This is a genomic window from Pseudomonas sp. B21-056, assembly GCF_026016325.1.
In the GTDB taxonomy this organism is placed as follows: Bacteria; Pseudomonadota; Gammaproteobacteria; order Pseudomonadales; family Pseudomonadaceae; genus Aquipseudomonas.
The window spans coordinates 285,547-308,280 of record NZ_CP087203.1 but is presented as its reverse complement, the minus strand read 5'-3'; the positions used below and the strand labels follow the sequence as shown (position 1 = coordinate 308,280).

General features: G+C 61.7%; 19 protein-coding genes. 14 read left to right on the top strand and 5 right to left on the bottom strand.

Annotated features, from left to right (window positions below; all coding sequences use genetic code 11):
- Positions 1–40: 40 nt before the first annotated feature.
- Both LOY67_RS01325 and ompR read right to left on the bottom strand, forming a co-directional pair.
- A complete protein-coding gene (locus LOY67_RS01325; protein WP_265065600.1) occupies positions 41–1,354 on the bottom strand; it encodes an ATP-binding protein in 1,314 nt (437 codons plus the stop codon).
- A gap of 112 nt (positions 1,355–1,466) precedes the next feature.
- On the bottom strand, positions 1,467–2,207 hold the full coding sequence (gene ompR / locus LOY67_RS01320; protein WP_134922415.1) for a two-component system response regulator OmpR: 741 nt from the start codon (positions 2,205–2,207) through the stop codon (positions 1,467–1,469).
- Between the two features lie 358 nt (positions 2,208–2,565).
- Here ompR and LOY67_RS01315 point away from each other — a divergent pair, with 358 nt between their 5' ends.
- The 7 genes from LOY67_RS01315 to tauD all read left to right on the top strand — a co-directional run bounded on the left by LOY67_RS01315 (position 2,566) and on the right by tauD (position 10,911).
- Positions 2,566–4,890, top strand: coding sequence for a Tex family protein (locus tag LOY67_RS01315; RefSeq protein ID WP_265065599.1), 2,325 nt, complete (start codon positions 2,566–2,568; stop codon positions 4,888–4,890).
- Entirely contained in the window at positions 4,890–5,273 is a 384-nt protein-coding gene (locus tag LOY67_RS01310; protein ID WP_047699945.1) for a PaaI family thioesterase, read from the top strand. Before LOY67_RS01315 ends, LOY67_RS01310 begins: the two co-directional genes overlap by 1 nt.
- Positions 5,274–5,526: 253 nt before the next feature.
- The gene (gshA, locus tag LOY67_RS01305; RefSeq protein ID WP_265065598.1) at positions 5,527–7,110 is read left to right on the top strand and encodes a glutamate--cysteine ligase; all 1,584 of its coding nucleotides are present in this window, start codon (positions 5,527–5,529) and stop codon (positions 7,108–7,110) included.
- Positions 7,111–7,385: 275 nt separating this feature from the next.
- Positions 7,386–8,363, top strand: coding sequence for a taurine ABC transporter substrate-binding protein (gene tauA / locus LOY67_RS01300; RefSeq protein ID WP_265065597.1), 978 nt, complete (start codon positions 7,386–7,388; stop codon positions 8,361–8,363).
- Positions 8,364–8,389: 26 nt separating this feature from the next.
- Positions 8,390–9,184: a taurine ABC transporter ATP-binding subunit gene (gene tauB / locus LOY67_RS01295; RefSeq protein WP_265065596.1), complete on the top strand. Its 795-nt coding sequence runs from the start codon at positions 8,390–8,392 to the stop codon at positions 9,182–9,184.
- Positions 9,181–10,020 (top strand): taurine ABC transporter permease TauC, encoded by an 840-nt coding sequence (gene tauC / locus LOY67_RS01290; protein WP_265065595.1) that lies wholly within the window; start codon positions 9,181–9,183, stop codon positions 10,018–10,020. The genes tauB and tauC overlap by 4 nt, the downstream gene beginning before the upstream one ends.
- A gap of 48 nt (positions 10,021–10,068) precedes the next feature.
- Complete coding sequence (gene tauD / locus LOY67_RS01285; RefSeq protein WP_265065594.1) at positions 10,069–10,911, top strand: taurine dioxygenase; 843 nt, start codon at positions 10,069–10,071, stop codon at positions 10,909–10,911.
- Positions 10,912–10,947: 36 nt separating this feature from the next.
- On the opposite strand, the gene mgrA is transcribed toward tauD, so the two are convergent.
- Together mgrA and LOY67_RS01275 are read right to left on the bottom strand one after the other, a co-directional pair.
- The gene (gene mgrA / locus LOY67_RS01280; protein WP_265065593.1) at positions 10,948–11,985 is read right to left on the bottom strand and encodes an L-glyceraldehyde 3-phosphate reductase; all 1,038 of its coding nucleotides are present in this window, start codon (positions 11,983–11,985) and stop codon (positions 10,948–10,950) included.
- A 242-nt stretch (positions 11,986–12,227) separates the two neighbouring features.
- Positions 12,228–13,118, bottom strand: coding sequence for a LysR family transcriptional regulator (locus LOY67_RS01275; RefSeq protein ID WP_265065592.1), 891 nt, complete (start codon positions 13,116–13,118; stop codon positions 12,228–12,230).
- 120 nt (positions 13,119–13,238) lie between these two features.
- On the opposite strand from LOY67_RS01275, the gene LOY67_RS01270 reads away from it, so the two are divergent.
- Positions 13,239–13,979 carry an SDR family oxidoreductase gene (locus LOY67_RS01270; protein ID WP_265065591.1) on the top strand — a complete coding sequence of 247 codons (741 nt, stop codon included), beginning with the start codon at positions 13,239–13,241 and terminating at the stop codon, positions 13,977–13,979.
- A gap of 12 nt (positions 13,980–13,991) precedes the next feature.
- Here the strand turns inward: LOY67_RS01270 and betT are convergent, their stop codons facing one another.
- Positions 13,992–15,953: a choline transporter BetT gene (betT, locus tag LOY67_RS01265; protein ID WP_265067678.1), complete on the bottom strand. Its 1,962-nt coding sequence runs from the start codon at positions 15,951–15,953 to the stop codon at positions 13,992–13,994.
- A 461-nt stretch (positions 15,954–16,414) separates the two neighbouring features.
- On the opposite strand from betT, the gene LOY67_RS01260 reads away from it, so the two are divergent.
- From LOY67_RS01260 to LOY67_RS01235, 6 genes are all read left to right on the top strand, one after another.
- The gene (locus tag LOY67_RS01260; RefSeq protein ID WP_265065590.1) at positions 16,415–17,407 is read left to right on the top strand and encodes a D-cysteine desulfhydrase; all 993 of its coding nucleotides are present in this window, start codon (positions 16,415–16,417) and stop codon (positions 17,405–17,407) included.
- A gap of 303 nt (positions 17,408–17,710) precedes the next feature.
- Positions 17,711–18,511, top strand: a complete 801-nt coding sequence (gene tcyJ, locus LOY67_RS01255; RefSeq protein WP_265065589.1) for a cystine ABC transporter substrate-binding protein — start codon at positions 17,711–17,713, stop codon at positions 18,509–18,511.
- Positions 18,511–19,176 carry a cystine ABC transporter permease gene (tcyL, locus tag LOY67_RS01250; RefSeq protein WP_265065588.1) on the top strand — a complete coding sequence of 222 codons (666 nt, stop codon included), beginning with the start codon at positions 18,511–18,513 and terminating at the stop codon, positions 19,174–19,176. Before tcyJ ends, tcyL begins: the two co-directional genes overlap by 1 nt.
- Before the next feature lie 3 nt (positions 19,177–19,179).
- A complete protein-coding gene (gene tcyN, locus LOY67_RS01245; protein ID WP_265065587.1) occupies positions 19,180–19,941 on the top strand; it encodes an L-cystine ABC transporter ATP-binding protein TcyN in 762 nt (253 codons plus the stop codon).
- 441 nt (positions 19,942–20,382) lie between these two features.
- Positions 20,383–21,153: a hypothetical protein gene (locus tag LOY67_RS01240; protein WP_265065586.1), complete on the top strand. Its 771-nt coding sequence runs from the start codon at positions 20,383–20,385 to the stop codon at positions 21,151–21,153.
- A 328-nt stretch (positions 21,154–21,481) separates the two neighbouring features.
- On the top strand, positions 21,482–22,723 hold the full coding sequence (locus LOY67_RS01235) for an SfnB family sulfur acquisition oxidoreductase (protein ID WP_265065585.1): 1,242 nt from the start codon (positions 21,482–21,484) through the stop codon (positions 22,721–22,723).
- Positions 22,724–22,734 lie beyond the last annotated feature (11 nt).

The window sequence follows — 22,734 nt, the reverse complement described above, 5'->3', positions numbered from 1 at the left end:
GAGCAAGCTCGCTCCCACAGGGCTCGCTAGCACAAGTTTGCTATACCGCATCCCTGGGCAACATCAACCCCAACGGCAACCGCACCCGCGCTTCGAGCCCGCCACCAACGCGGTTGCGCAGCTCGACGTTGCCACCGTGCATCGAGGCAATGCGCTTGACGATCGCCAGGCCCAACCCCGTGCCCTTTCCACCCCGGGCACGGTCGCCACGGGTGAAGGGATTGAAAATGGCTTCCAGCTCCGACGGATCGATCCCGGCACCACGGTCCATGACGCTCAGCACCACATAAGGCGCGTTGGTGTCGCCAGAAACATAGGCTGCCACCTCGACGCCAGTGCCGGCATGGTTCAGGGCATTGCCGATCAGGTTGTTCAGCAACCGCTTCATCGACACCCGACGCAACGGGAACGGCTGGATCGGCTCCAGTTGCAGATGCACTTTTTCGTCGCCCTGGTTGTAGGGCGCGACCACTTCGCGCACCAGCTCGCTGAGGTCCACTTCCTCCACCGACTCATCACGTCCGTCGCGGATGAACGCCAGGAACTGGTCGAGAATCGCATCCATGTCTTCGATGTCACGGACCATTTCATGGGTCAGGTCGGTATGCTCGCCCATTAGTTCCAGCGACAGCCGCAACCGGGTCAGCGGCGTGCGCAGGTCATGGGAGACACCGGCGAGCATCAGCTCACGCTCGCGTCCGGCCTGCTCGACATCCTCGGCCATCTGGTTGAAGGCCCGGTACACCTCGGTCATTTCACTGGGCGTGTCACTGATGGGCAGCCGCACGCTGCGCCCCTGGCCCAACTGTCGGGCGGCATAGACCAGGCGTTTCAACGGCTGGTTGAGCTGGCTGACAAAGATCCACGCCGACGCCGTCGACAGCAGGCCGATGGCCAGGAACCAGCCCAGCACGTTCCAGATTTTCTGCCCACGCAGGGGATGCGGGTACAACGGCACCTTCAGCCAGCCATCCCCCAGGCTCGGAGCGCGCACCCACAGCGCCGGGGGCGAGTGCATGCGCAAGCGCACCTCGGTATCGGCGCCTAGTTCGGCCTGCATCTGCCGTTGATAGATCTCGCTGTAGGGCCAGTGCTGTTCGCCTTCCGGTACACCGGCACCGACCACCCGGATCAGCGTCGCCGCCTCGGCGATCTTCGCCCGATTGGTTTCATCGGCCGCCCAATAGGCCCGCAGGGTCAAGGCAACGCCATGACTGTACTGGCGGTCCACCAGGACGTCTTCGTTCATCAGCAGGTAGACCAACGTCAGCGCCTTGGAAAAGAGCACGACGATCAGCACCAGCCAGAGGGTGCGGGAGAAGAAACTCTGGGGAAACCAAACCGGGGTTTTCATGGATAACCGCTACATACTTGCAGGAGCGAGCGATGCTCGCATACTGACGGACCGCGAGTCGCCTGGAAGAAGAACTCAACCTGCCAGGCCACCCGTTCCTACAAATCGCCGATCATTTGCCGGCGGCGCCATCCGGCACGAATACATAGCCCACGCCCCAGACGGTCTGGATATAGCGCGGCTTGGAAGGATCGGGTTCGATCATCCGGCGCAGACGGGAAATCTGTACGTCGATGGAGCGCTCCAGCGCATCCCACTCGCGACCACGGGCCAGGTTCATCAGCTTGTCCCGGGTCAACGGTTGACGAGCGTTCATCACCAGGGCCTTGAGCACGGCGAATTCGCCGGTGGTCAGCATGTGAACCTCGTCGCCACGCTTGAGCTCACGGGTGGCCAGGGACAGTTCATAGTCGCCGAAGGTCACGCTTTCATCTTCGCTGCCCGGGGCACCCGGCACCGGGGCCGACTGACGACGCAGGACCGCCTTGACCCGGGCCATGAGCTCGTCCGGATTGAACGGCTTGGCCAGGTAGTCGTCGGCGCCCAGTTCCAGGCCCTTGATACGGCTCAGCTCATCGCCCTTGGCGGTGAGCATGATGATCGGGATCTGGTTGTTCGCGCCGCGCAGGCGGCGGCAGGCTGTCAGGCCGTCCTCGCCAGGCAGCATCAGGTCCAGTACCACCAGGTTGAAGACTTCACGGGCCAGCAGCCGATCCATCTGTTCGGTATTGGGTACGGTGCGGGCGCGGTAGCCCTTGCTGACGAAAAAACGCTCCAGCAGGCTGCTCAGCCCCGGGTCGTCGTCAACGATAAGAATTTTTTCGCCTTCAGCAGTTTGTGCAGTGCTGCTCATAGGAAGCTCCTTTGATCTCGGCGCGCATTATGGCCTAGCTGCCGTTATACGCACCGTGTGCATTGTTAGCAGATTTTTCCTCCATCTCCACAAATATGGGTATCGGGCCTACAGACCATGACGCCCCCGAAGGACGGAACGCTGGTTATAATGCGCGGCCTTTTGTGCCAGGGAATGTCGGATCGTTACCTTCGACGTGCCTTTTTCCTTCTGGCCAGGCAGCACTTTTTGAATTTCGCGGGTCAACAGGCAGCCCCTCTTGACCCAGGCAGCGGCCCACGCCAGGCCGCTCAACCAGTCTCGCCGAGCCTTGTTTCTGCGCCGGCGGGCCTGATTTCATAATTTGTCAGGTGGTTTTATGGACAGCATCAACAGCCGCATCGCCGAGGAACTCGGCGTACGCCCGCAACAGGTCGAAGCGGCCGTAGCGCTACTCGATGAAGGCTCCACGGTGCCTTTTATCGCCCGTTACCGGAAAGAAGTGACCGGCAGCCTCGATGACACCCAATTGCGTCATCTGGAAGAGCGCCTGCGCTACCTGCGTGAACTCGACGAACGGCGCATCAGCATCCTGGCCAGCATCCAGGAACAGGGCAAGCTGACCCCGGCGCTCGAACGCGACATCAAGTTGGCGGACACCAAGACCCGCCTCGAAGACTTGTACCTGCCCTACAAGCAGAAGCGTCGGACCAAGGGCCAGATCGCCCTGGAAGCCGGCCTCGGTGAGCTGGCGGACGGGCTGTTCAACGACCCGACCCTGGCGCCGGAAGCCGAAGCCGCGCGTTTCGTCGATGCCGCAAAAGGCGTGGCCGACGTGAAGGCGGCGCTGGAAGGCGCCAAGTACATCCTCATGGAGCGCTTCGCCGAAGACGCCAACCTGCTGGAGAAACTGCGCAGCTTCCTCAAACAGGAAGCCATCCTCAGTGCCCGCGTGATTGCCGGCAAGGAAGAGGAAGGGGCGAAGTTTCGTGATTACTTCGAACATGACGAACCGCTCAAGAGCATGCCGTCCCACCGCGCCCTGGCGATTTTCCGTGGCCGCAACGAAGGTATCCTCAGCTCCGCGCTGAAGGTCGGCGATGAGTTGCCCGGCACCATGCACCCCTGCGAAGGCATGATCGGCCAACAGTTCGGCATCCAGAACCAGAACCGGGCCGCCGACAAATGGTTGGCCGAAGTGGTGCGCTGGACCTGGAAGGTCAAGCTCTACACCCACCTGGAAACCGACCTGCTGGGCGAACTGCGCGACAACGCCGAGACCGAGGCCATCAACGTCTTCGCCCACAACCTGCACGACCTGCTGCTGGCCGCACCGGCCGGCCCACGCGCCACCCTGGGCCTGGACCCGGGCCTGCGCACCGGCTGCAAGGTGGCGGTGGTGGATTCCACCGGCAAGTTGCTGGATCACGCGACAGTCTACCCGCACGTGCCGCACAACAAATGGGACCAGACCCTCGCGGTGCTCGCCGCCCTGTGCGCCAAGCATTCGGTGGACCTGATCGCCATTGGCAACGGCACCGCCAGCCGCGAGACGGACAAACTGGCCGCCGATCTGATCAAGAAATACCCGGCCATGAAGATGACCAAGGTCATGGTCTCCGAGGCCGGCGCTTCTGTTTACTCCGCATCGGAACTGGCCTCCAAGGAGTTCCCGGACCTGGATGTGTCGATCCGTGGCGCGGTATCGATTGCCCGCCGCTTGCAGGATCCCCTGGCGGAGCTGGTGAAGATCGACCCGAAATCCATCGGTGTCGGCCAATACCAGCACGACGTGTCCCAGCTGAAACTGGCCCGCGGCCTGGACGCCGTGGTGGAAGACTGCGTGAACGCCGTGGGTGTGGACGTGAACACCGCTTCGGTGGCGCTGTTGGCGCGGATCTCGGGCCTCAACGCGACGCTGGCGCAGAACATCGTGACTCACCGCGATGAGCACGGCGCATTCAAGACCCGCGCCGCGTTGAAGAAAGTCCCGCGCCTGGGGGAAAAGACCTTCGAACAGGCCGCCGGCTTCCTGCGCGTCATGAACGGCGACAATCCCCTGGATTCGTCGGCCGTCCACCCCGAAGCCTATCCGCTGGTACAACGCATCGCCGCCCAGACCGATCGCGACATCCGCTCACTGATCGGTGACGCCTCGTTCCTCAAGCGCCTGGATCCGAAGAAGTTCACCGACGAAACCTTCGGCCTGCCCACCGTCACCGACATCCTGCAAGAGCTGGAGAAGCCGGGCCGCGACCCGCGTCCCGAGTTCAAGACCGCCGAATTCCAGGAAGGCGTCGAAGACCTCAAGGACCTGCAACCCGGCATGATCCTCGAGGGCGTGGTGACCAACGTCACCAATTTCGGTGCGTTCGTCGATATCGGCGTGCATCAGGACGGTCTGGTGCACATTTCGGCGCTGTCGGAGAAGTTCATCAAGGACCCGCGCGAAGCCGTGAAGGCCGGTGACGTGGTGAAAGTGAAGGTCATGGAAGTCGACATCCCGCGCAAACGCGTCGGCCTGTCGATGCGTATGAGCGACACACCAGGCGAGAAAGTCGACGGCGCCCGCGGCCCTCGTCCAGGCTCGGCACCGCGCCCGTCGCAGAACACCGCGCCGCGCAAGGAAACCGCCACGGCGGCCCCGGCCAACAATGCCATGGCCTCGCTGTTCGCCAATGCCAAGCAATTGAAGAAACGCTGATGGACGCGCCGGCCGGGTTGGTGGAAAGCGCCTTCTTCAAGCTGCTCGGCTGCCGCCTGCACAGCCTGGGGGACGGGGTCGCGCAAGTTGCCCTGGCCCTGGAGCCGCCGCTGCGCAATCGTGGCGGCAAGCTGCACGGCGGCGCGCTGTTCAGTCTGGTGGACATCGCCATGGGCCTGGCTTGCTCCAGTGTCCATGGCTTTGATCAGCAGAGCGCGACCATCGAATGCAAGATCAACTACATTCGCGCCGTGTCCGACGGCGAGGTGCTGTGCACGGCCCGGGTCCTGCACCCGGGCCGACGCACCCTGGTGGTCGAGGCTGAGGTGACCCAGGGCGACAAGCTGGTCGCAAAAGCACAAGGCACCTTCGCTGTCCTATAGCTCCCTGTCATCGATTTGGGTTAATTTCGGCGCAATCCCCCTGTGGGAGCGAGCTTGCTCGCGATAGCTGTGTGTCAGTCAGCATTAATGCCGCCGATGCACCGCTATCGCGAGCAAGCTCGCTCCCACAGGGATTGCGGTAATCAACTCTTGGCCGTACAAAACCAGGCGATAACGCCAGTTTCAACTTCACCCTTGTAGAGCGCCTTGCCCACCCCCATATTGGGGCGACTGACGCGTGAAGGAATTCAACTTGAGCGACCTTTTAAACCGCCGCCTGGCCCTGCTTGGCGAGCGCGCCAACCTCTCCCTGCTCGAGCAGTGCCTGCACGGTATCGAACGTGAATGCCTGCGCGTCACGGACGGCGGGCGCCTGGCGTTGACCGCGCATCCCGAAGCCCTGGGCTCGGCGCTGACCAACGAACAGATCACCACCGACTATTCCGAGTCGCTGCTGGAGTTCATCACTCCGGCCCTGGCGGACCCGGCCGAGACCCTGAGCAGCCTCGACAGGATCCACCGGTTTGTCTACAGCAAACTCGGTGATGAATACCTGTGGAGTCCGTCGATGCCGTGCCCGCTGCCGGCGGAAGAAGAGATCCCGATCGCGTACTACGGCACCTCGAACATCGGTCGGCTCAAGTACGTCTATCGCCAGGGCCTGGCGCTGCGCTATGGCAAGACCATGCAATGCATCGCCGGGATCCACTACAACTTCTCCCTGCCGGAAAAACTCTGGCCGCTGCTGCGCCAGGCCGAGGCGGCAGATGTCAGCGACCGTGATTTCCAGTCGCTGGCCTACATCGCGCTGATCCGTAATTTCCGTCGTTACAGCTGGTTGCTGATGTACCTGTTCGGTGCCTCGCCGGCCCTGGACGCCGGTTTCCTGCGTGGCCGCCCGCACCAGTTGGAGCAACTGGACCCGGACACGCTATACCTGCCCTATGCCACCAGCCTGCGCATGAGCGACCTGGGTTACCAGAGCAACGCCCAGGCCGGCTTGACGCCGTGCTACAACGACCTGGCCAGTTACACCGACAGCCTGCGCAAAGCGGTGGCGACGCCTTATGCACCGTATGTCGAGGTCGGCACGCATCAGAACGGCGAGTGGGTACAGCTCAACACCAACATCCTGCAGATCGAAAACGAGTACTACTCCAACATCCGCCCCAAACGCGTGACCTACACCGGCGAACGTCCGATCCAGGCCTTGATGGCCCGGGGCATCCAGTACGTTGAAGTGCGCTGCCTGGACATCAACCCGTTCCTGCCGCTGGGCATCGATGTCACCGAATCCCGTTTCCTCGATGCGTTCCTGTTGTATTGCGGCCTCAACGAGAGCCCGTTGTTCGAAAGCAGCGAATGCGGCAATGCCACGAACAACTTCCTGACCGTGGTCAAGGAAGGCCGCAAGCCGGGCCTGCAATTGCAACGCCAGGGCCAATCGGTGGACATGCAGGCCTGGGCCATCGAACTGCTGGAACAGATTGCGCCGCTGGCCTCGTTGCTCGACCAGAGCCACGGTGGCGATGCTCACCGCCAGGCCCTGGATGCGCAACTGGCGAAGGTGCGGGATCCGTCCCTGACCCCATCCGCCCAGGTACTGGCGGCCATGGCGGAACATCAGGAAAGCTTCGCCCAGTTCTCCCTGCGCCAGAGCAAGGCCCACGCCGAGTTCTTCCGTGCCGAACCATTGCCTGCCCAGGAACAGGCCGCGTTCGAAGCCTCCGCTCGCGAATCCCTGGCCCAGCAAGCCGAACTGGAACAGAACGAAGTCGGGGATTTCGACGTGTTCGTGGGTTCGTACCAGGCGAGCATTCTGGCGATCAGTAACTGAGGCGTTTGCCGCCGCTCGGCTCTCTGTAGGAGTTGCCGCAGGCTGCGATCTTTTGGTCTTTCAGTTGAGACTCAAGTGTCAGGGAAAAGATCGCAGCCTCGCTTCGCTCGACAGCTCCTACGGGCCCAGCGGGAGCGAGTTTCCTCGCCACATGGGTCTCGCAATCAACTTTTCCGCTGATAAGCTAATGCGAAAAAGTTATTTATTTTTGAATTCTTAGATCATTTAGTCTCCTCAAACGCCGAACATCCGGCGGCCTATCGAGGAGCTTTCCCATGACTTTGAGTTTTCCCCTTCGCCTTCTCGCCGCCGCCTCCCTGGCCGCCGCGAGTCTGTTTGCCCAAGCCGCCGACCTGACCGTCGCCTACCAGACCACCGTCGATCCGGCCAAAGTCGCCCAGGCCGACGGCGCCTATGAAAAAGCCACCCAGGCCAGCATCGACTGGCGCAAATTCGACAACGGCGCCGACGTCATCACCGCCATCGCCTCGGGCGACGTGCAGATCGGCTACCTCGGTTCCAGCCCGCTGACCGCCGCCATCACGCGCAAGGTCCCGGTGGAAACCTTCCTCATCGCCACCCAGATCGGCGCCGCCGAGGCCCTGGTGGCCCGCGACGGCTCCGGGATCAAGACTCCGCAGGACCTGATCGGCAAAAAAATCGCCGTACCGTTCGTTTCCACCGGCCACTACAGCCTGCTCGCCGCGTTGAAGCACTGGAACATCGACCCATCGAAGGTCACCGTCCTCAATCTCGCGCCACCGGCCATCATCGCCGCCTGGAAGCGTGGCGACATCGATGCCACCTACGTCTGGGACCCGGCCCTGGGCGTGGCCAAGGAAAACGGCAAGGTGTTGATTACGTCGGCGGAGCTGGCCCAATTCGGCGCGCCGACTTTCGACGCCTGGATCGTGCGCAAGGACTTCGCACAGAAGCACCCGGAAATCGTCACCGCTTTCGCCAAGGTTACCCTGGACGCCTACGCCCAATACCGCAAGGATCCGCAAGCCTGGTTGGCCGACACCGCCCACATCGAGAAACTGGTGAAGCTCTCCGGCGCCAAGGCCAGCGATATCCCGCTGTTGCTGCAAGGCAACGTGTTCCCACTGGCGGCCGACCAGGTCGTGAGCCTCGGCGCACCGACCACCCAGGCCATCACCGCCACCGCCGCGTTCCTCAAGGAGCAAGGCAAGGTGGAAGCGGTACTGCCCGACTACGCCCCTTACGTCAGCGCCAAATACATCACTCGCTGACTCGCACCGAAAAAGGAGTCACTGCAATGGCCTTGCTACAGCTGGAGCGCATCGGCGCACAGTATCCCGGTGCGTCGGAAGCGGTGTTGACGGACATTTCACTGACCCTGGGGCCGCAGCAACTGCTGGTTGCCCTCGGGCCGTCCGGCAGTGGCAAGACGTCGTTGCTGAACTTGATTGCCGGGTTTGTCGAGCCCAGCGCCGGGCAGATCACCCTCGACGGCGTGCCCGTCAAGGGCCCGGGCGCCGAGCGCGGCGTAGTGTTCCAAGACGATGCGCTATTGCCTTGGCAGGACGTGCTGGCAAACGTCGGGTTCGGCCTGGAACTGGCGGGTGTTTCAAAGGACAAGCGCGAAGCCCGGGCCCGGGAAATGCTGGCCCTGGTGGACCTGGCCGGTTTCGAGCAACGCCGCGTCTGGCAGCTCTCCGGCGGCCAGAAGCAGCGCGTCGGCCTGGCCCGGGCGCTGGCGGCCGATCCACGGGTGCTGCTGATGGACGAACCCTTCGGTGCGCTGGATGCGTTCACCCGTGAACAGATGCAGGAGCTGTTGCTGCAGGTCTGGCAACGCACTGCCAAACCGGTGTTCCTGATTACCCATGACATCGAAGAGGCCGTGTTTCTCGCCACCGAACTGATCCTGCTGGCGCCCAATCCGGGACGGATTGTCGAGCGACTGAGCCTGGACTTCAGCCGGCGCTACGGGGCCGGGGAGTCGGCGCGGTCGATCAAGTCCGATCCACGCTTCATCGAAATCCGTGAACATGTGCTTGCCAAAGTGTTCGCCCAACGCAGCGCCACCCGACGCCAGGAGACGGTATGAGCAGCTATGAAATCCCGGTCGTAGTCAGTGAACCCGCGACCAGGCAACCCGCCCGCCGCGCCCGGCGTCCCGTGAGTACGCAGTGGATCAGCGGCCTGACCTTGATCACGCTGCTGAGCCTCTGGTGGGCGGTTACGGCAAGCGGGTTGATCGAACCATTGTTCCTGCCCTCACCTTCCGCCGTCCTGCAAAAAGGCTGGCTACTCGCGACCAGTGGCTACATGGATGCCACCCTCTGGCAACACCTGGGCGCCAGCCTCGGACGGATCGGCCTGGGCCTGTTGCTGGCCGTGCTGACGGCGGTGCCGGTGGGCATTGCCATCGGCTCCAGCCGTATCGCCCGGGGCGTGTTCGATCCGCTGATCGAGTTCTACCGGCCGATTCCGCCACTGGCCTATCTGCCGCTGATCGTGATCTGGTGCGGCATCGGTGAAGTGTCGAAAGTGCTGCTGATCTACCTGGCGATTTTCGCCCCGATTGCCATCGCCACCGCCACCGGCGTACGCACGGTCGACCCGGCCAGGGTACGGGCTGCGCAATCTCTGGGCGCAACCTCGGCACAGTTGATTCGCCATGTGATCCTGCCCAGCGCCCTGCCCGACATCCTCACCGGCATTCGCATCGGCCTGGGTGTGGGCTGGTCGACACTGGTGGCCGCCGAACTGATCGCCGCCACCAGCGGCCTGGGGTTCATGGTGCAGTCGGCGGCGCAGTTCCTGGTCACCGATGTGGTGGTGCTGGGAATCCTGGTCATCGCCCTCATCGCCTTCGCCATGGAAATGAGCTTGCGCGCCCTGCAACGCAAGTGGGTGCCGTGGCATGGCCAGGCCCATTGAGATCGAATGACCACGCCGACCATTCGGCGCCCAATCCAGGAAACAACGATGAGCCACCCAACCGTCACCCCGTTGAGTATCGCCCTTGGCGCGCAGATCAGCGGGATCGATATCAGCCAGCCGCTGAGCGTGGAACAGCGCAATCTCATTGAACAGGCATTGCTCGAACACCAGGTGCTGTTCTTTCGAAACCAGCCCATCGACCCGGTCCAACAGGCACGCTTCGCCGCCTGTTTTGGCGACCTGCATATTCATCCCATCTACCCCAATGTACCCGGGCAGCCCGAAGTGCTGGTGCTCGACACAGCCGTCACCGATGTTCGCGACAACGCCGTCTGGCACACCGACGTGACCTTCCTGCCGACCCCGGCCATGGGTGCAGTGCTCAGCGCCAAGCTGTTGCCGCCGTTCGGCGGCGATACGTTATGGGCCAGCGGTATTGCGGCGTATGAAGCCTTGTCGGCGCCTTTGAAAAGCCTGCTGCACGGCCTGACGGCCACCCACGACTTCACTCGGTCCTTTCCCCTGGAGCGTTTTGGTCATACCGCCGCGGACCAGGTTCGTTGGGAAGAAACACGGCGGAAAAATCCACCGCTATCCCATCCAGTGGTTCGCACCCATCCGGTGAGCGGTCGCCGGTCGCTGTTCGTCAACGAAGGCTTTACCACCCGCATCAATGAGCTGTCCGAAACCGAAAGCGAAGCCATCCTGAAACTGCTGTTCGCCCATGCCACCCGCCCGGAGTTCACCCTTCGCTGGCGCTGGCAGGTCAATGACGTGGCGTTCTGGGACAACCGCGTGACCCAGCATTTCGCCGTGGACGACTACCGCCCTGCTCGACGCGTGATGCATCGGGCGACGGTGCTGGGGGATGTGCCGTTTTTCGAGTAATAGAAAATTGGGTCACCTTTGTGTTCGGCTTGGGTATTACTCCGCCGACGAAGGCTTTTCCCAGAGATTGATACCGCCCTCCCGAGCAAACCGGTCGATCTGCGCCAGCTCCTCGGCACTGAAGCTCAGGTTCTGCAGCGCCCCGACGTTCTCGATGATCTGCTCCGGACGGCTGGCACCGATCAGGGCGGACGTCACCCGTGGATCGCGCAGGGTCCAGGCCAAGGCCATTTGTGCCAGGCTCTGGCCGCGCTGCCGGGCGATCTCGTTGAGGGCGCGCACATGGGCGATGTTCTCTTGCGACAGGTGTGAAGCCTGCAACGAACCGCCACCCGGACGATTGACCCGTGCATCGGACGGGATGCCCTTGAGGTACTTGTCCGTGAGCAGACCCTGGGCCAGCGGGGTAAAGGCGATCACGCCGGTACCCAATTCGTCGGTGGCGTCCAACAGGTCTTTTTCCACCCAGCGGTTGAGCAGGTTGTAGGCCGGCTGGTGGATCAGCAACGGGATTTTCCAGTCCTTGAGCAGCGCCGCCATTTCCCGGGTCTTCACCCCGGAATAGGAAGAAATACCGACGTACAAGGCCTTGCCCTGTTGCACCGCCGTAGCCAGGGCACTGGCGGTTTCTTCCAGCGGGGTATCCGGATCGAAGCGGTGGGAATAGAAAATATCCACGTAGTCGAGCCCCAGGCGTTGCAGGCTCTGATCGAGGCTGGCCAACACATACTTGCGCGACCCGCCACCCTGGCCATACGGTCCCGGCCACATGTCCCAACCGGCCTTGCTGGAGATGATCAACTCGTCGCGGTAGTGCTTGAAGTCTTCACGCAGCAACCGGCCAAAATTGACCTCGGCACTGCCATAGGGTGGGCCGTAGTTGTTGGCCAGGTCGAAGTGGTTGATGCCCAGGTCAAACGCCGTGCGCAGCAAGGCACGCTGGGTGTCGATCGGCGTGCTGTCGCCGAAGTTGTGCCACAACCCCAGCGACAATGCCGGCAACACCAGCCCGCTGCGACCAACTCGACGATAGGGAATGGACTCGTAGCGATTTTCAGCAGCGATGTAGGTCATCGAGGGCTCTCTGTTCGGAAACGGTGCGGATGGCAGAAGCTAACATTTCACAGACGCATCGTTCAGGTCGAAAGTTCTCCTCTCAGTCGTGAAAGCAACAGGATGGCAGCGAGATCAAATGTGGGAGCGAGCCTGCTCGCGATGGCGGCATGTCAGACGCTGATGCTCTGGTTGATAAGGCCTCATCGCGAGCAGGCTCGCTCCCACAAATGGCGCAGCGTTCACGAGTCCGCAATAAGCCCCTAACCCGCCCCGGCAAACACCTCCGTCACCCAATCCACGAACACCCGCACCCGCGGCGACAGGTGGCGGTTGTGTGGGTAGAGCACCGAGATCGGCATGGGCGGCGGTGGGGTGTCGATGAGGACTTCCTGGACCAGGCCCTGCTGGATCTGCGTTTCCATCCGATAGTGCGGGCATTGGATCAGGCCCAGGCCGGCGATGGCCGAGGCAGCGTAGATTTCAGCACCGAACACCGAGAGCGCGCCTTCGATAGCCACTTCCTTGAGTTCGCCTTCGACCATGAATTCGAACGGATACTGTTTGGCGGTGGTGCGCGACACGTAGTTCACCGCCCGGTGCCGGCTCAGGTCGTCGAGGTTCTTCGGTTCACCGTATTGACGCAGATAGGCGGGGCTGGCGCAGGTGATCTGGCGCAGGGTGGCGACACGCCGGCCAATCAATGATGAATCCCCCAACGTGCCGGCCCGCAGCACGCAATCGACCCCTTCGCTGATCAGGTCGACGAAACGATCGGCCTCGCTGATGGACAGCTCGATGTCCGGGTAACGGGCCATGAACTGTGGCAGCGCCGGGATCACGAAATGCCGGGCCAGGGTGCCATGCAAGTCCACTCGCAGCCGCCCCTTGGGTGCCACGCTGCGAAACGCCAGTTCGGCTTCTTCGAGTTCCGCCAGCAGTTGCACGCAACGCGGGTAATAGGCCTCGCCATCCAGCGTCGGCCGCACCTTGCGGGTGCTGCGCTCCAGCAGGCGTACGCCCAGCCAGGCTTCGAACTGATTGAGGGTATGGGTCAGCGTGGCCCGGGGCAGGTTCAGGTCTTCGGCGGCCAGGGTAAAACTGCTGCGCTCGTAGATGCGCACGAACACCTTCATCGCCCTGACCTGATCCATCGGATTCCCACGCATTGATTGTTGGTGATTATTGAACAGTCAAGGCAACTTTCGTGCATTTATCGACCTGAGTAAACATGTGAATCTGGCTTCACTCCACTCAACGAAGGACTGCCCGCCATGTCGACTCAAACCTCAAAAGTAGCCATCGTCACCGGCGCCTCCCGCGGCATCGGTGCTGAACTCGCCAGGCAATTGGCCCGCGACGGCTTCGCTGTCGCCATCAACTACGCCAACAGTGCTACCGAGGCCTCGAAGCTGGTGGTGCAACTGCGCCAGGCCGGTCACCGGGTCATCGCGATCAAGGCCGACGTTTCCTCTGCTGCCGACGTTCGCCGGATGTTCGATGAGACAGAAGCGCAACTGGGCAAGGTCGATGTATTGGTCAACAACGCCGGCATCCTGCAGGTGATGCCCCTGGCGCAACACAGCGACGAGTTGTTCGAGCAGACCTTCGCGATCAACACCCGTGGCACCTTCAATACTTTGCGCGAAGCCGCGATCCGCCTGAACGAAGGAGGCCGCATCGTGAACTTTTCCAGCAGCACCGTGGGCCTGAACCTGCCCGGCTATTCGGTGTACATCGCCAGCAAGGCAGCGGTGGAATCGCTGACCCAGGTATTCGCCAAGGAGCTGCGCGGCCGTCAGATCACGGTCAACGCCATCGCCCCCGGCCCGGTGGCGACCGAACTGTTCATGCACGGCAAAAGCGAGGAGCAGATCCAGCAGCACGCCAAGATGCCGCCCCTGGAGCGCCTCGGCCAGCCGGAAGACATCGCCAGCATCCTGTCCTTCCTGGTGAGCCCCGCCGCCGGCTGGGTGAATGGCCAGGTCCTGCGGGCCAACGGCGGGCTTGTCTGAAACCCCGTCGGATCAGCGCACCAGATGCAGGAACTGCATGTGCCGCTCGTACTGATCGAGGATGTCGTTGATGACCTGCTCCTTGGTATAGCCCACCAGGTCGTAATCCTGGCTGCCTTCGCTCAAATGCACCTCGGCCCGGTAGTAACGACGGTTGTTGATCTGCTTGGAGCCCATGCCGCCTCGGGCGAAGGATGGCGTGAAGTAACCGCGCATCTGCACCTGATAGATGAACGGATGCTGCTCGCCATGGCCGATCTCCAGGCTGACGCTGTCGTTGGCCGGGTCTGGCTGGGTCATCACCGTCAGTCCCTTCTCGGCGAACACCGCCTTCACTTCCTCGATGGCCGGACGCACCGTGGTGTCGAGGAAGCGATAGACCTCGTCGCGGGACGGAAAATGCACCGCCTGGCTGAGGCGCTGGCGCCAGCCGCCCTTGCCTCGACGTGAAGCCGACACCGGCGCCAGGGAATGCAATTGCGCGATCTGTTTCTGGGACTCGAGGTGAAACGCCTTGTGCAGGCCCCACATCATCAACAACAGGATCAGCGAAAATGGCAGTGAAGTCAGCACAACCGCCGATTTCAACGCATCGATGCTGCCGGAAAACAACAGCGCGCTGGTCACCAGGGCGGTCATCGCTCCCCAGAACACCCGCAGCCATTTCGGTCCGTCTTCATCAGGGTTGCCGCCCTTGGCCGAGAGCGTTGAAAGCACCACGGTGCCGGAGTCGGCCGAGGTGACAAAGAACACGAAGCTGATGAACACCGTGACCGCGATGACCGTCTTGCTCCACGGGTAGGTTTCCAACAGCAGGTAAAGACTCATCGACGGATTGTCCAGGGCTGACATACCCAGGGCGCTCATGCCGTGGTTCAGCACCTGATCGATGGCGCTGTTGCCGAAAATCGACATCCACGCGAGGGTGAAACCCAAGGGAATCAGCAACACGCCAAACACGAATTCACGAATGGTACGGCCCCGGGAGATCCGTGCGATGAACAGCCCCACGAACGGCGACCAGGCAATCCACCAGGCCCAATAGAACACCGTCCAGCCCCCCAGCCAGTCGCTGGGTTTGTTGTAGGCATACAGATCGAAACTCTTCATCGGCAGGGCGCCGAGGTAATCGCCCACGTTCTGGATCAGGGTGTTGAGCAAATGCTGAGTGGGTCCGGCGAACAGCACGAACAGCAGCAGCGCGCAGGCCAGCAGCATATTGATGTCGGACATGACCCGCACGCCCTTATCGACGCCAGCCACCGCCACGATAATCGCCGCCCCCATCATCAGCACGATCAGGCCAACCTGAATCCATTGGGTATGCGGGATGCCCAGCAGGTAGTCGAGGCCGGAGTTGAGGTGCAGGACACCGAACCCCATGTCCGCACCGAGGCCGAACACGGTCGCGATGATGCCGAAGCCATCGACGGCATAGCCGATGGGGCCATTGATGCGCTTGCCGATCAGCGGATACAACGCCGAACGCAGGGCCAGCGGCAGGTTATGTCGATAGGCGAAGTACGCCAGGGCCATGCCGACGAACGCAAACACGCCCCAGCCGTGCAGGCCCCAATGCAGAAACAGGATCTGCATGGCCTGGCGTGCCGCATCGGCGGTGCCGGCTTCGCCCTGGGGCGGCTGCGCCAGATGGGTCAACGGTTCGGAGACGCAAAAGAAGAACAGCGTGATGCTGATCCCGGCGGCGAACAGCATGCCGGCCCAGGACAGGTAACTGAATTCGGGCTCGTCGTGATCGGCACCGAGCTTGATCTTGCCGTAGCCGGACAAGGCGGTGACCACCACGAAGACCAGGTACAGGGCCATCGCCAGCAGGTAATACCAGCCGACCGTGTTGGCCGCCCAGTTCTGCGCCGCCAGCAGCCAGGCGCCGGCCTGCTCGGGCAGGGCAATCACCACCAGGCCGAACAGCAGGATGAAGGTCGCCGCGAAGTAGAACACCGGCGGGTTCATGCGGACCAGGCCGCTGGGTGGAAGGGATGAGGCACTCATGAGCGAAGCACCCCGATGTAGGAAACCGTGACAGACGATAACGGACTCGGCAAAGGCAAGCCTCCTGTTGTGAGCGGGCAGCAAACCGATGGTTTAACTTGAATGAGCGTTCAATTTAAACATGAATAGGCAGCTAAGGACTAATCGCCGGGCTCGGCGGTACGTGTCCCACATAGATGACGCCGCTTCGCCTACATTTGTTCAGTGGGCACCATAGGTTCCAAGTAAACAAGGACCCTGTGGGAGCGAGCCTGCTCGCGATAGCGGTCTGTCAGACACATTGTATGTAGCAGGTACACCGCTATCGCGAGCAAGCTCGCTCCCACAAGGGACTCATCTTTAGCCGCTAGCTCGGTCCCGGGGTTGCCCACGAATATCGGCGTGCCTATAGTCCAGACATTGCCTGCAACCAGTACGGACTCATGATCAAACAACAGCTGTCCCGTTTTAACCGTCTCAACCTGCTCGGCCATCCAACACCGCTGGAAAAACTCGAACGCCTCTCCACCTGGCTCGGCCGCGACCTTTACATCAAGCGCGACGACCTGACGCCCCTGGCCCTGGGTGGCAACAAGCTGCGCAAACTCGAATACCTTGCCGCCGACGCCCTGGCCCAAGGCGCCGACACCCTGATTACCGCCGGCGCAATCCAGTCCAACCATGTGCGCCAGACCGCTGCACTGGCGGCCAGACTGGGCCTGGGTTGCGTGGCCTTGCTGGAAAATCCCATCGGCACCGAGGACGCCAATTACCTGGGCAACGGCAACCGATTGCTGCTGGAGCTGTTCGACGCCAAGGTCGAGCTGGTGGAAAACCTGGATAACGCCGACGAGCAACTGCAAGCCCTGGCTGCCCGGTTGCGCAACAACGGCAAGAAGCCGTACCTGGTGCCGATTGGCGGCTCAAACGCCCTGGGGGCATTGGGGTATGTGCGCGCCGGCCTGGAACTGGCCGAACAGATCAAGGACACCGGCCTGGACTTCGCCGCCGTGGTGCTGGCCTCGGGCAGCGCCGGCACCCACAGCGGCCTGGCCCTGGCCCTGAGTGAAACCCTGCCGCAACTACCAGTGATCGGCGTCACGGTCTCGCGCAGCGAGGAAGACCAGTTCCCGAAGGTCCAGGGGCTGGCCGAACGCGTCGCCCAGCTACTTGAAGTAGCGCTTCCAGAGGCCTTCAAGGTGAACCTGTGGGATGAATATTTCGCCCCTCGCTACGGTGAGCCGAACGCCGGTACGCTGGCGGCGGTCAAGTTGCTGGCAAGTCTGGAGGGCCTGCTGCTGGATCCGGTCTACACCGGCAAGGCCATGGCCGGCCTGCTCGACGGCATCGGCCGCGACCGTTTCGATGAAGGTCCGATCATCTTCCTGCACACCGGCGGGGCCCCGGCGCTGTTTGCTTACAACGCCGCGTTCTGAAGCCGGGAAAGTCCAAATGTGGGAGCGAGCCTGCTCGCGATCAGCGTTGGATCAGTCACAAAGATGCTGACTGACACACCGTTATCGCGAGCAGGCTCGCTCCCACAGGAAACAACTAATTTTGGAATACAAGGATGATTTAATATTATTTTCCAATCTATCAAAGCCGCCCTATAGTCGTGCCCGCTGGCCTATTTGCCACAAGACGCACACGCCGCTTTAAGGCAGGATGTGGCAGTCTTCCAGATCGCGGCTACACCTTCTAATCCAACACTTCTTCATAAGAAAACACAGGGGCTTGTCATGAATTTTTCTGCATTACGTCGCAACCTGTTGATCGGTTCGCTGGGCCTGGCATTGAGCGCCGGCCTACTGGGGCAAGCGGTTGCCGGTGAGCAGCTGCAAAAAATCAAGGACGCGGGCGTGATCAACGTCGGCCTGGAAGGCACTTATCCACCGTTCAGCTTCGTCGATGCCGACGGCAAGCTCGCCGGTTTCGAAGTGGAGTTTTCCGAAGCCCTGGCCAAGGAGCTGGGCGTGGAGGTGAAGCTGCAAGCCACCAAATGGGACGGCATCCTGGCTGCGCTGGAATCCAAGCGCCTGGACGCGGTGATCAACCAGGTGACCATCTCCGAAGAGCGCAAGAAAAAGTACGACTTCTCCGAGCCGTATACCGTCTCCGGTATCCAGGCACTGGTCCTGAAGAAAAACGAAGAAAAACTCAACATCAAGGCCGCCGCCGACCTGGCTGGCAAGAAAGTCGGCGTAGGCCTGGGCACCAACTACGAACAATGGCTCAAGGACAACGTGCCCAAGGCTGACATCCGTACCTATGAGGATGATCCGACCAAGTACCAGGACCTGCGTATCGGCCGTATCGACGCGATTCTGGTGGACCGCCTGGCCGCCTTTGAACTGGCGAAGAAAGCCCCGGATACCGCCGTTGCCGGCGACGCCTTTTCCCGTCAGGAAGCCGGTGTGACCCTGCGTAAAGGCGAACCCGAGCTGCTGGCGGCGGTGAACAAAGCCATTGATAAGCTGCGCGCTGACGGCACCTTGAAGAAGCTGTCCGAGAAATACTTCAACGCTGACGTCACCCAATAATGGAAGCAAAGCTCCAGCTCGTCCTCAGTTCCACGCCCTTTTTGCTTCAGGGCGTGTACTTCACGGTCGTCCTGAGCCTGGGTGGAATGCTCTTCGGCTTCCTGCTCGGGTTTGGCCTGGCCTTGATGCGCCTGTCGCGCTTCAAGCTGGTGGACTGGTTCGCCCGGGTCTACGTCTCGTTCTTCCGCGGCACGCCACTGCTGGTCCAGCTGTTCATGATGTATTACGGTCTGCCGCAAGTGGGTATCGAGCTGGACCCGATACCCGCAGCGCTGATCGGCCTCTCGTTGAACATGGCAGCCTACATCTGTGAAACCCTGCGGGCCGCCATCAGCTCCATCGAGCGCGGCCAGTGGGAGGCGGCTGCCAGTATCGGCATGACCCGCGTGCAGACGCTACGCCGGGCCATCCTGCCGCAAGCCATGCGCACGGCCCTGCCACCCTTGGGGAACAGCTTCACCTCGCTGGTCAAGGACACCTCGCTGGCGGCCACCATCCAGGTGCCTGAACTGCTGCGCCAGGCGCAATTGGTTTCCGCGCGGACCTTTGAAATTTTCGCCATGTACCTGTCGGCTGCCTTGATCTACTGGATTCTTGTCAGCGCCCTGGCGCATGTGCAAAACCGTCTGGAAGCGCGGGTCAACCGGCATGAGCAGGAGTCTTGAAGCATGATCGTGGTTGAAAAGCTGACCAAACAGTTCAAGGGTCAGACGGTGCTCAACGGTATCGATCTGCAGATCGAGGAAGGCGAAGTCGTTGCAATCATCGGCCCCAGCGGCTCGGGCAAGACCACCTTCCTGCGCTGCCTGAACTTCCTTGAAGAACCCAGCAGCGGCCGGATCAAGGTCGGTGACATCGAAATCGATGGCAGCCGCCCGCTGAACCAGCAGCAGGGCCTGGTGCGGCGTTTGCGCCAGCAGGTGGGCTTCGTGTTCCAGAATTTCAATCTGTTTCCCCATCGCACCGCCCTGGAAAATGTCATCGAGGGCCCGCTGGTAGTGAAGAAGACCCCGCGTGCCGACGCCGAAACCCTGGGCCGCAAGCTATTGGCCAAGGTGGGCCTGGCCGGCAAGGAGGACGCCTATCCACGACGCCTCTCCGGCGGCCAGCAACAACGGGTGGCGATTGCCCGGGCACTGGCGATGGAGCCGCAGGTGATCCTGTTCGATGAGCCGACCTCGGCGCTGGACCCGGAACTGGTCGGAGAAGTCCTGGCGACCATTCGTGGCCTGGCCGAAGAAAAACGCACCATGGTCATCGTGACCCACGAAATGGGCTTTGCCCGTGACGTGGCAAACCGCGTGGTGTTTTTCGACAAGGGCGTGATCGTCGAACAAGGTGAAGCCAAGGCGATGTTTGCAGCGCCCAAGGAAGAACGCACCCGACAGTTCCTCAGCAAGTTCCTCTCGGCGGGCCACGGCGCGCAGTAAGTTACTGATACTGCTTACTTCCAGGGAAGGAAGTGGCTGTCGATCTGAAACTCTTTGATCATTTGATGTGCGGTATATACATACCTCTCGTAACACTTCCCAGCACGCTAAGCTCTCTTCCTGCTCACGCTCTGCCAACCTTCGCCCAGGCTTTCGAGCCGAGGTAAAGGGCGGTGCGCGCAGTGTATTTTTAACATCGGCACGTAGGATATTTCTGAAGAGCTACACAGCCAACTATTAACCAAGCGTCTCTATTGACACTGAAACTATCGACCCCGTATCTAGTTGGCCTGCAGGCGACGCACATTATTTTAGTTTTACGCAGCGAATAACCGCAGAGACAGGTTTAAGACTGGGCAATAAAAAATCATGTCGCGATGATCAAGCGCCTTTTGCTCTTTCCGAAACGGACGTCGTTTTTCAAGCATCAAGGAGAACACCATGACATGTACGTCAACCATCCCGGAACTGGCCGCCCCCTCCCTGGCCAATGCCTGCCGCACCGGCATCAGCATCACCGGCGCCGCTCGCCTGGAAGTGCTCATCGCCCCTTATCCCGGCATGGACGCCGGCGACCTGATCGAACTGTTCTGGGATAACTGCTACGTCGGCTCCCGCCTGCTAACCGAGGCGGATGCACAAGACAACGTCACGTTGCGTGTACCGGAGAGTTTCATCGTCAACGGAACCTCGCGGATCCATTATCGCGTGATGCAGGTCGGACGCGGGCCGGCGCTGTCGGCAACGCAACGGGTGCAGGTCAAGCTCGACTGCCCCGGCGGCCAGCCGTCGACCCTGAGCGGCGACGAGAACCAGGGGCTGGCGCCGGTGCGTATTCCAGAGGCCATCCGCCGCCAGGGGGTGAACCCGAGCCAGATCAAGCGCGGCGTCCCGCTGACCATCGAGCCCTACCTGAACATGGCCATCGACGATGCGATCACCTTGCGCTGGGGCGATGTGCGCATGGACCTGCCCCGGATCAAAGCCAGCGAAGTGGGCCAGCCGATCAATATCTGGGTGCCGCCGGAAATCATCCTCGAGGCGGGGGAAGACCTGCGCCTGGAAGTGACCTATTGCATCCTCGATCGCGTGGGCAACAACTCCCATTGGGCGCCACCCCGAACGCTGACAATCGGTTGCGCCAGGTCCTATCTGAAAACCCCGCCGAAAGAGCCCCTCATGGCCGCCGAACCGCGACGTAAAAAGCCTTGATACAACAGACTCCGAGTGAACGACTTCTGTGGCGAGGGGATTTATCCCCGTTGGGTTGCGAAGCAGCCCTAAATTTCAGGGCCGCTCCGCGCCCCAGCGGGGCGGTGCGACGTTTCGCTAAATCCCCTCGCCACAACATCACTCGGCGAAAGACCTCTATGTATATTCCTAAAGGTTAGTTCAAAAATAATTTACATCCGTTTAGGGTATATAAACCGGACCACCGGACATTCCTGATTTTCTTGAGATGTGAGGTGGGTATGGAACGGAACACAATCATCCCGGCGCAAAACGCCCAGGCCCTGCCTACAGCCATGGAGCGGCTGTGATGTCCGGTCTGGCGCAAGCAAAGATCCAGAGCGACCTGGACGTCGCCCCCCCGCTGTTGCCCGCCCAGGTGCTGCGCAACGATGCCGAAGCGATCAAGGCTGCCCATGAGCTGGCACAGGTTGCCCGCCAACAGGCCGCGCGACGGGATCAACAGCGAAAGCTGCCCTGGTCGGAAATCGAGCAATTCACCCGCAGCGGGCTCGGCAGCATCGCCGTCCCTCGGGAATACGGTGGCCCGCAAGTCTCGTTCGAGACCATTGCCGAAGTCTTCTCGATCATTTCCGCTGCTGATCCGGCCCTCGGACAGATTCCGCAGAACCAGTTCGGCGTGCTCCAACTGATCCTCGGTACGGGCACCGAACGGCAGAAAGAAATCCTCCTGAACAGCGTGCTCGAAGGCTGGCGCATCGGCAACGCCGGGCCGGAACGGGGTACGCGCAACACCCTGGAACTCAAGGCGCGGATCAGCGCCGACAGCCGCGGCTTTGTCATCAACGGCCAGAAGTTCTATTCCACCGGCGCACTGTTCGCCCACTGGGTGGCGGTCAAGGCATTGGATGACGAGGGCCGGCAAGTACTGGCGTTCGTGCGACGCGGCACACCGGGCCTGCGCATCGTCGACGACTGGTCGGGTTTCGGCCAGCGCACCACAGCCAGTGGCACCGTGCTGCTGAACAACGTGCGGGTCGATACCGACTTGGTGCTGGACAATTGGCGCATCAACGACACGCCGAACGTGCAAGGCGCGATCTCGCAATTGATCCAGGCCGCCATTGACGCCGGCATCGCCCGTGGCGCTATCGACGACGCCATTGCCTTCGTGCGCGAGCGCTCTCGCCCCTCGATCGACGCCAAGGTCGAACGAGCCAGCGACGACCTGTATGTGATCGCCGATATCGGCAAGCTGAAAATCGACCTGCACGCCGCCGAAGCGCTGCTGCGCAAGGCCGGCCGGGTGTTGGATCAGGTCAGCGTCGCGCCCATCACCGCACAGTCCGCCGCCCGGGCCTCGATAGCTGTGGCCGAAGCCAAGGTACTGAGCACCGAGATCGCCCTGCTGGCCAGCGAAAAACTGTTCGAGCTGGCCGGCAGCCGCGCCACCCTCGCCGAATTCAATCTCGACCGTCATTGGCGCAACGCCCGCGTCCATACCCTGCACGACCCGGTGCGCTGGAAGTACCACGCGATAGGTGCCTATCACCTGAACGGTACCTTGCCGGCCCGGCATTCCTGGATCTGACACCCGACTTC

Bases quoted from the DNA above. Each gene is read 5' to 3' on its own strand.
- LOY67_RS01325 (WP_265065600.1), bottom strand. From the start codon at position 1,354: ATGAAAACCCCGGTTTGGTTTCCCCAGAGTTTCTTCTCCCGCACCCTC.
- ompR (WP_134922415.1), bottom strand. From the start codon at position 2,207: ATGAGCAGCACTGCACAAACTGCTGAAGGCGAAAAAATTCTTATCGTT.
- LOY67_RS01315 (WP_265065599.1), top strand. From the start codon at position 2,566: ATGGACAGCATCAACAGCCGCATCGCCGAGGAACTCGGCGTACGCCCG.
- LOY67_RS01310 (WP_047699945.1), top strand. From the start codon at position 4,890: ATGGACGCGCCGGCCGGGTTGGTGGAAAGCGCCTTCTTCAAGCTGCTC.
- tauA (WP_265065597.1), top strand. From the start codon at position 7,386: ATGACTTTGAGTTTTCCCCTTCGCCTTCTCGCCGCCGCCTCCCTGGCC.
- tauB (WP_265065596.1), top strand. From the start codon at position 8,390: ATGGCCTTGCTACAGCTGGAGCGCATCGGCGCACAGTATCCCGGTGCG.
- tauC (WP_265065595.1), top strand. From the start codon at position 9,181: ATGAGCAGCTATGAAATCCCGGTCGTAGTCAGTGAACCCGCGACCAGG.
- tauD (WP_265065594.1), top strand. From the start codon at position 10,069: ATGAGCCACCCAACCGTCACCCCGTTGAGTATCGCCCTTGGCGCGCAG.
- mgrA (WP_265065593.1), bottom strand. From the start codon at position 11,985: ATGACCTACATCGCTGCTGAAAATCGCTACGAGTCCATTCCCTATCGT.
- LOY67_RS01275 (WP_265065592.1), bottom strand. From the start codon at position 13,118: ATGGATCAGGTCAGGGCGATGAAGGTGTTCGTGCGCATCTACGAGCGC.
- LOY67_RS01270 (WP_265065591.1), top strand. From the start codon at position 13,239: ATGTCGACTCAAACCTCAAAAGTAGCCATCGTCACCGGCGCCTCCCGC.
- betT (WP_265067678.1), bottom strand. From the start codon at position 15,953: ATGAACCCGCCGGTGTTCTACTTCGCGGCGACCTTCATCCTGCTGTTC.
- LOY67_RS01260 (WP_265065590.1), top strand. From the start codon at position 16,415: ATGATCAAACAACAGCTGTCCCGTTTTAACCGTCTCAACCTGCTCGGC.
- tcyJ (WP_265065589.1), top strand. From the start codon at position 17,711: ATGAATTTTTCTGCATTACGTCGCAACCTGTTGATCGGTTCGCTGGGC.
- tcyL (WP_265065588.1), top strand. From the start codon at position 18,511: ATGGAAGCAAAGCTCCAGCTCGTCCTCAGTTCCACGCCCTTTTTGCTT.
- tcyN (WP_265065587.1), top strand. From the start codon at position 19,180: ATGATCGTGGTTGAAAAGCTGACCAAACAGTTCAAGGGTCAGACGGTG.
- LOY67_RS01240 (WP_265065586.1), top strand. From the start codon at position 20,383: ATGACATGTACGTCAACCATCCCGGAACTGGCCGCCCCCTCCCTGGCC.
- LOY67_RS01235 (WP_265065585.1), top strand. From the start codon at position 21,482: ATGTCCGGTCTGGCGCAAGCAAAGATCCAGAGCGACCTGGACGTCGCC.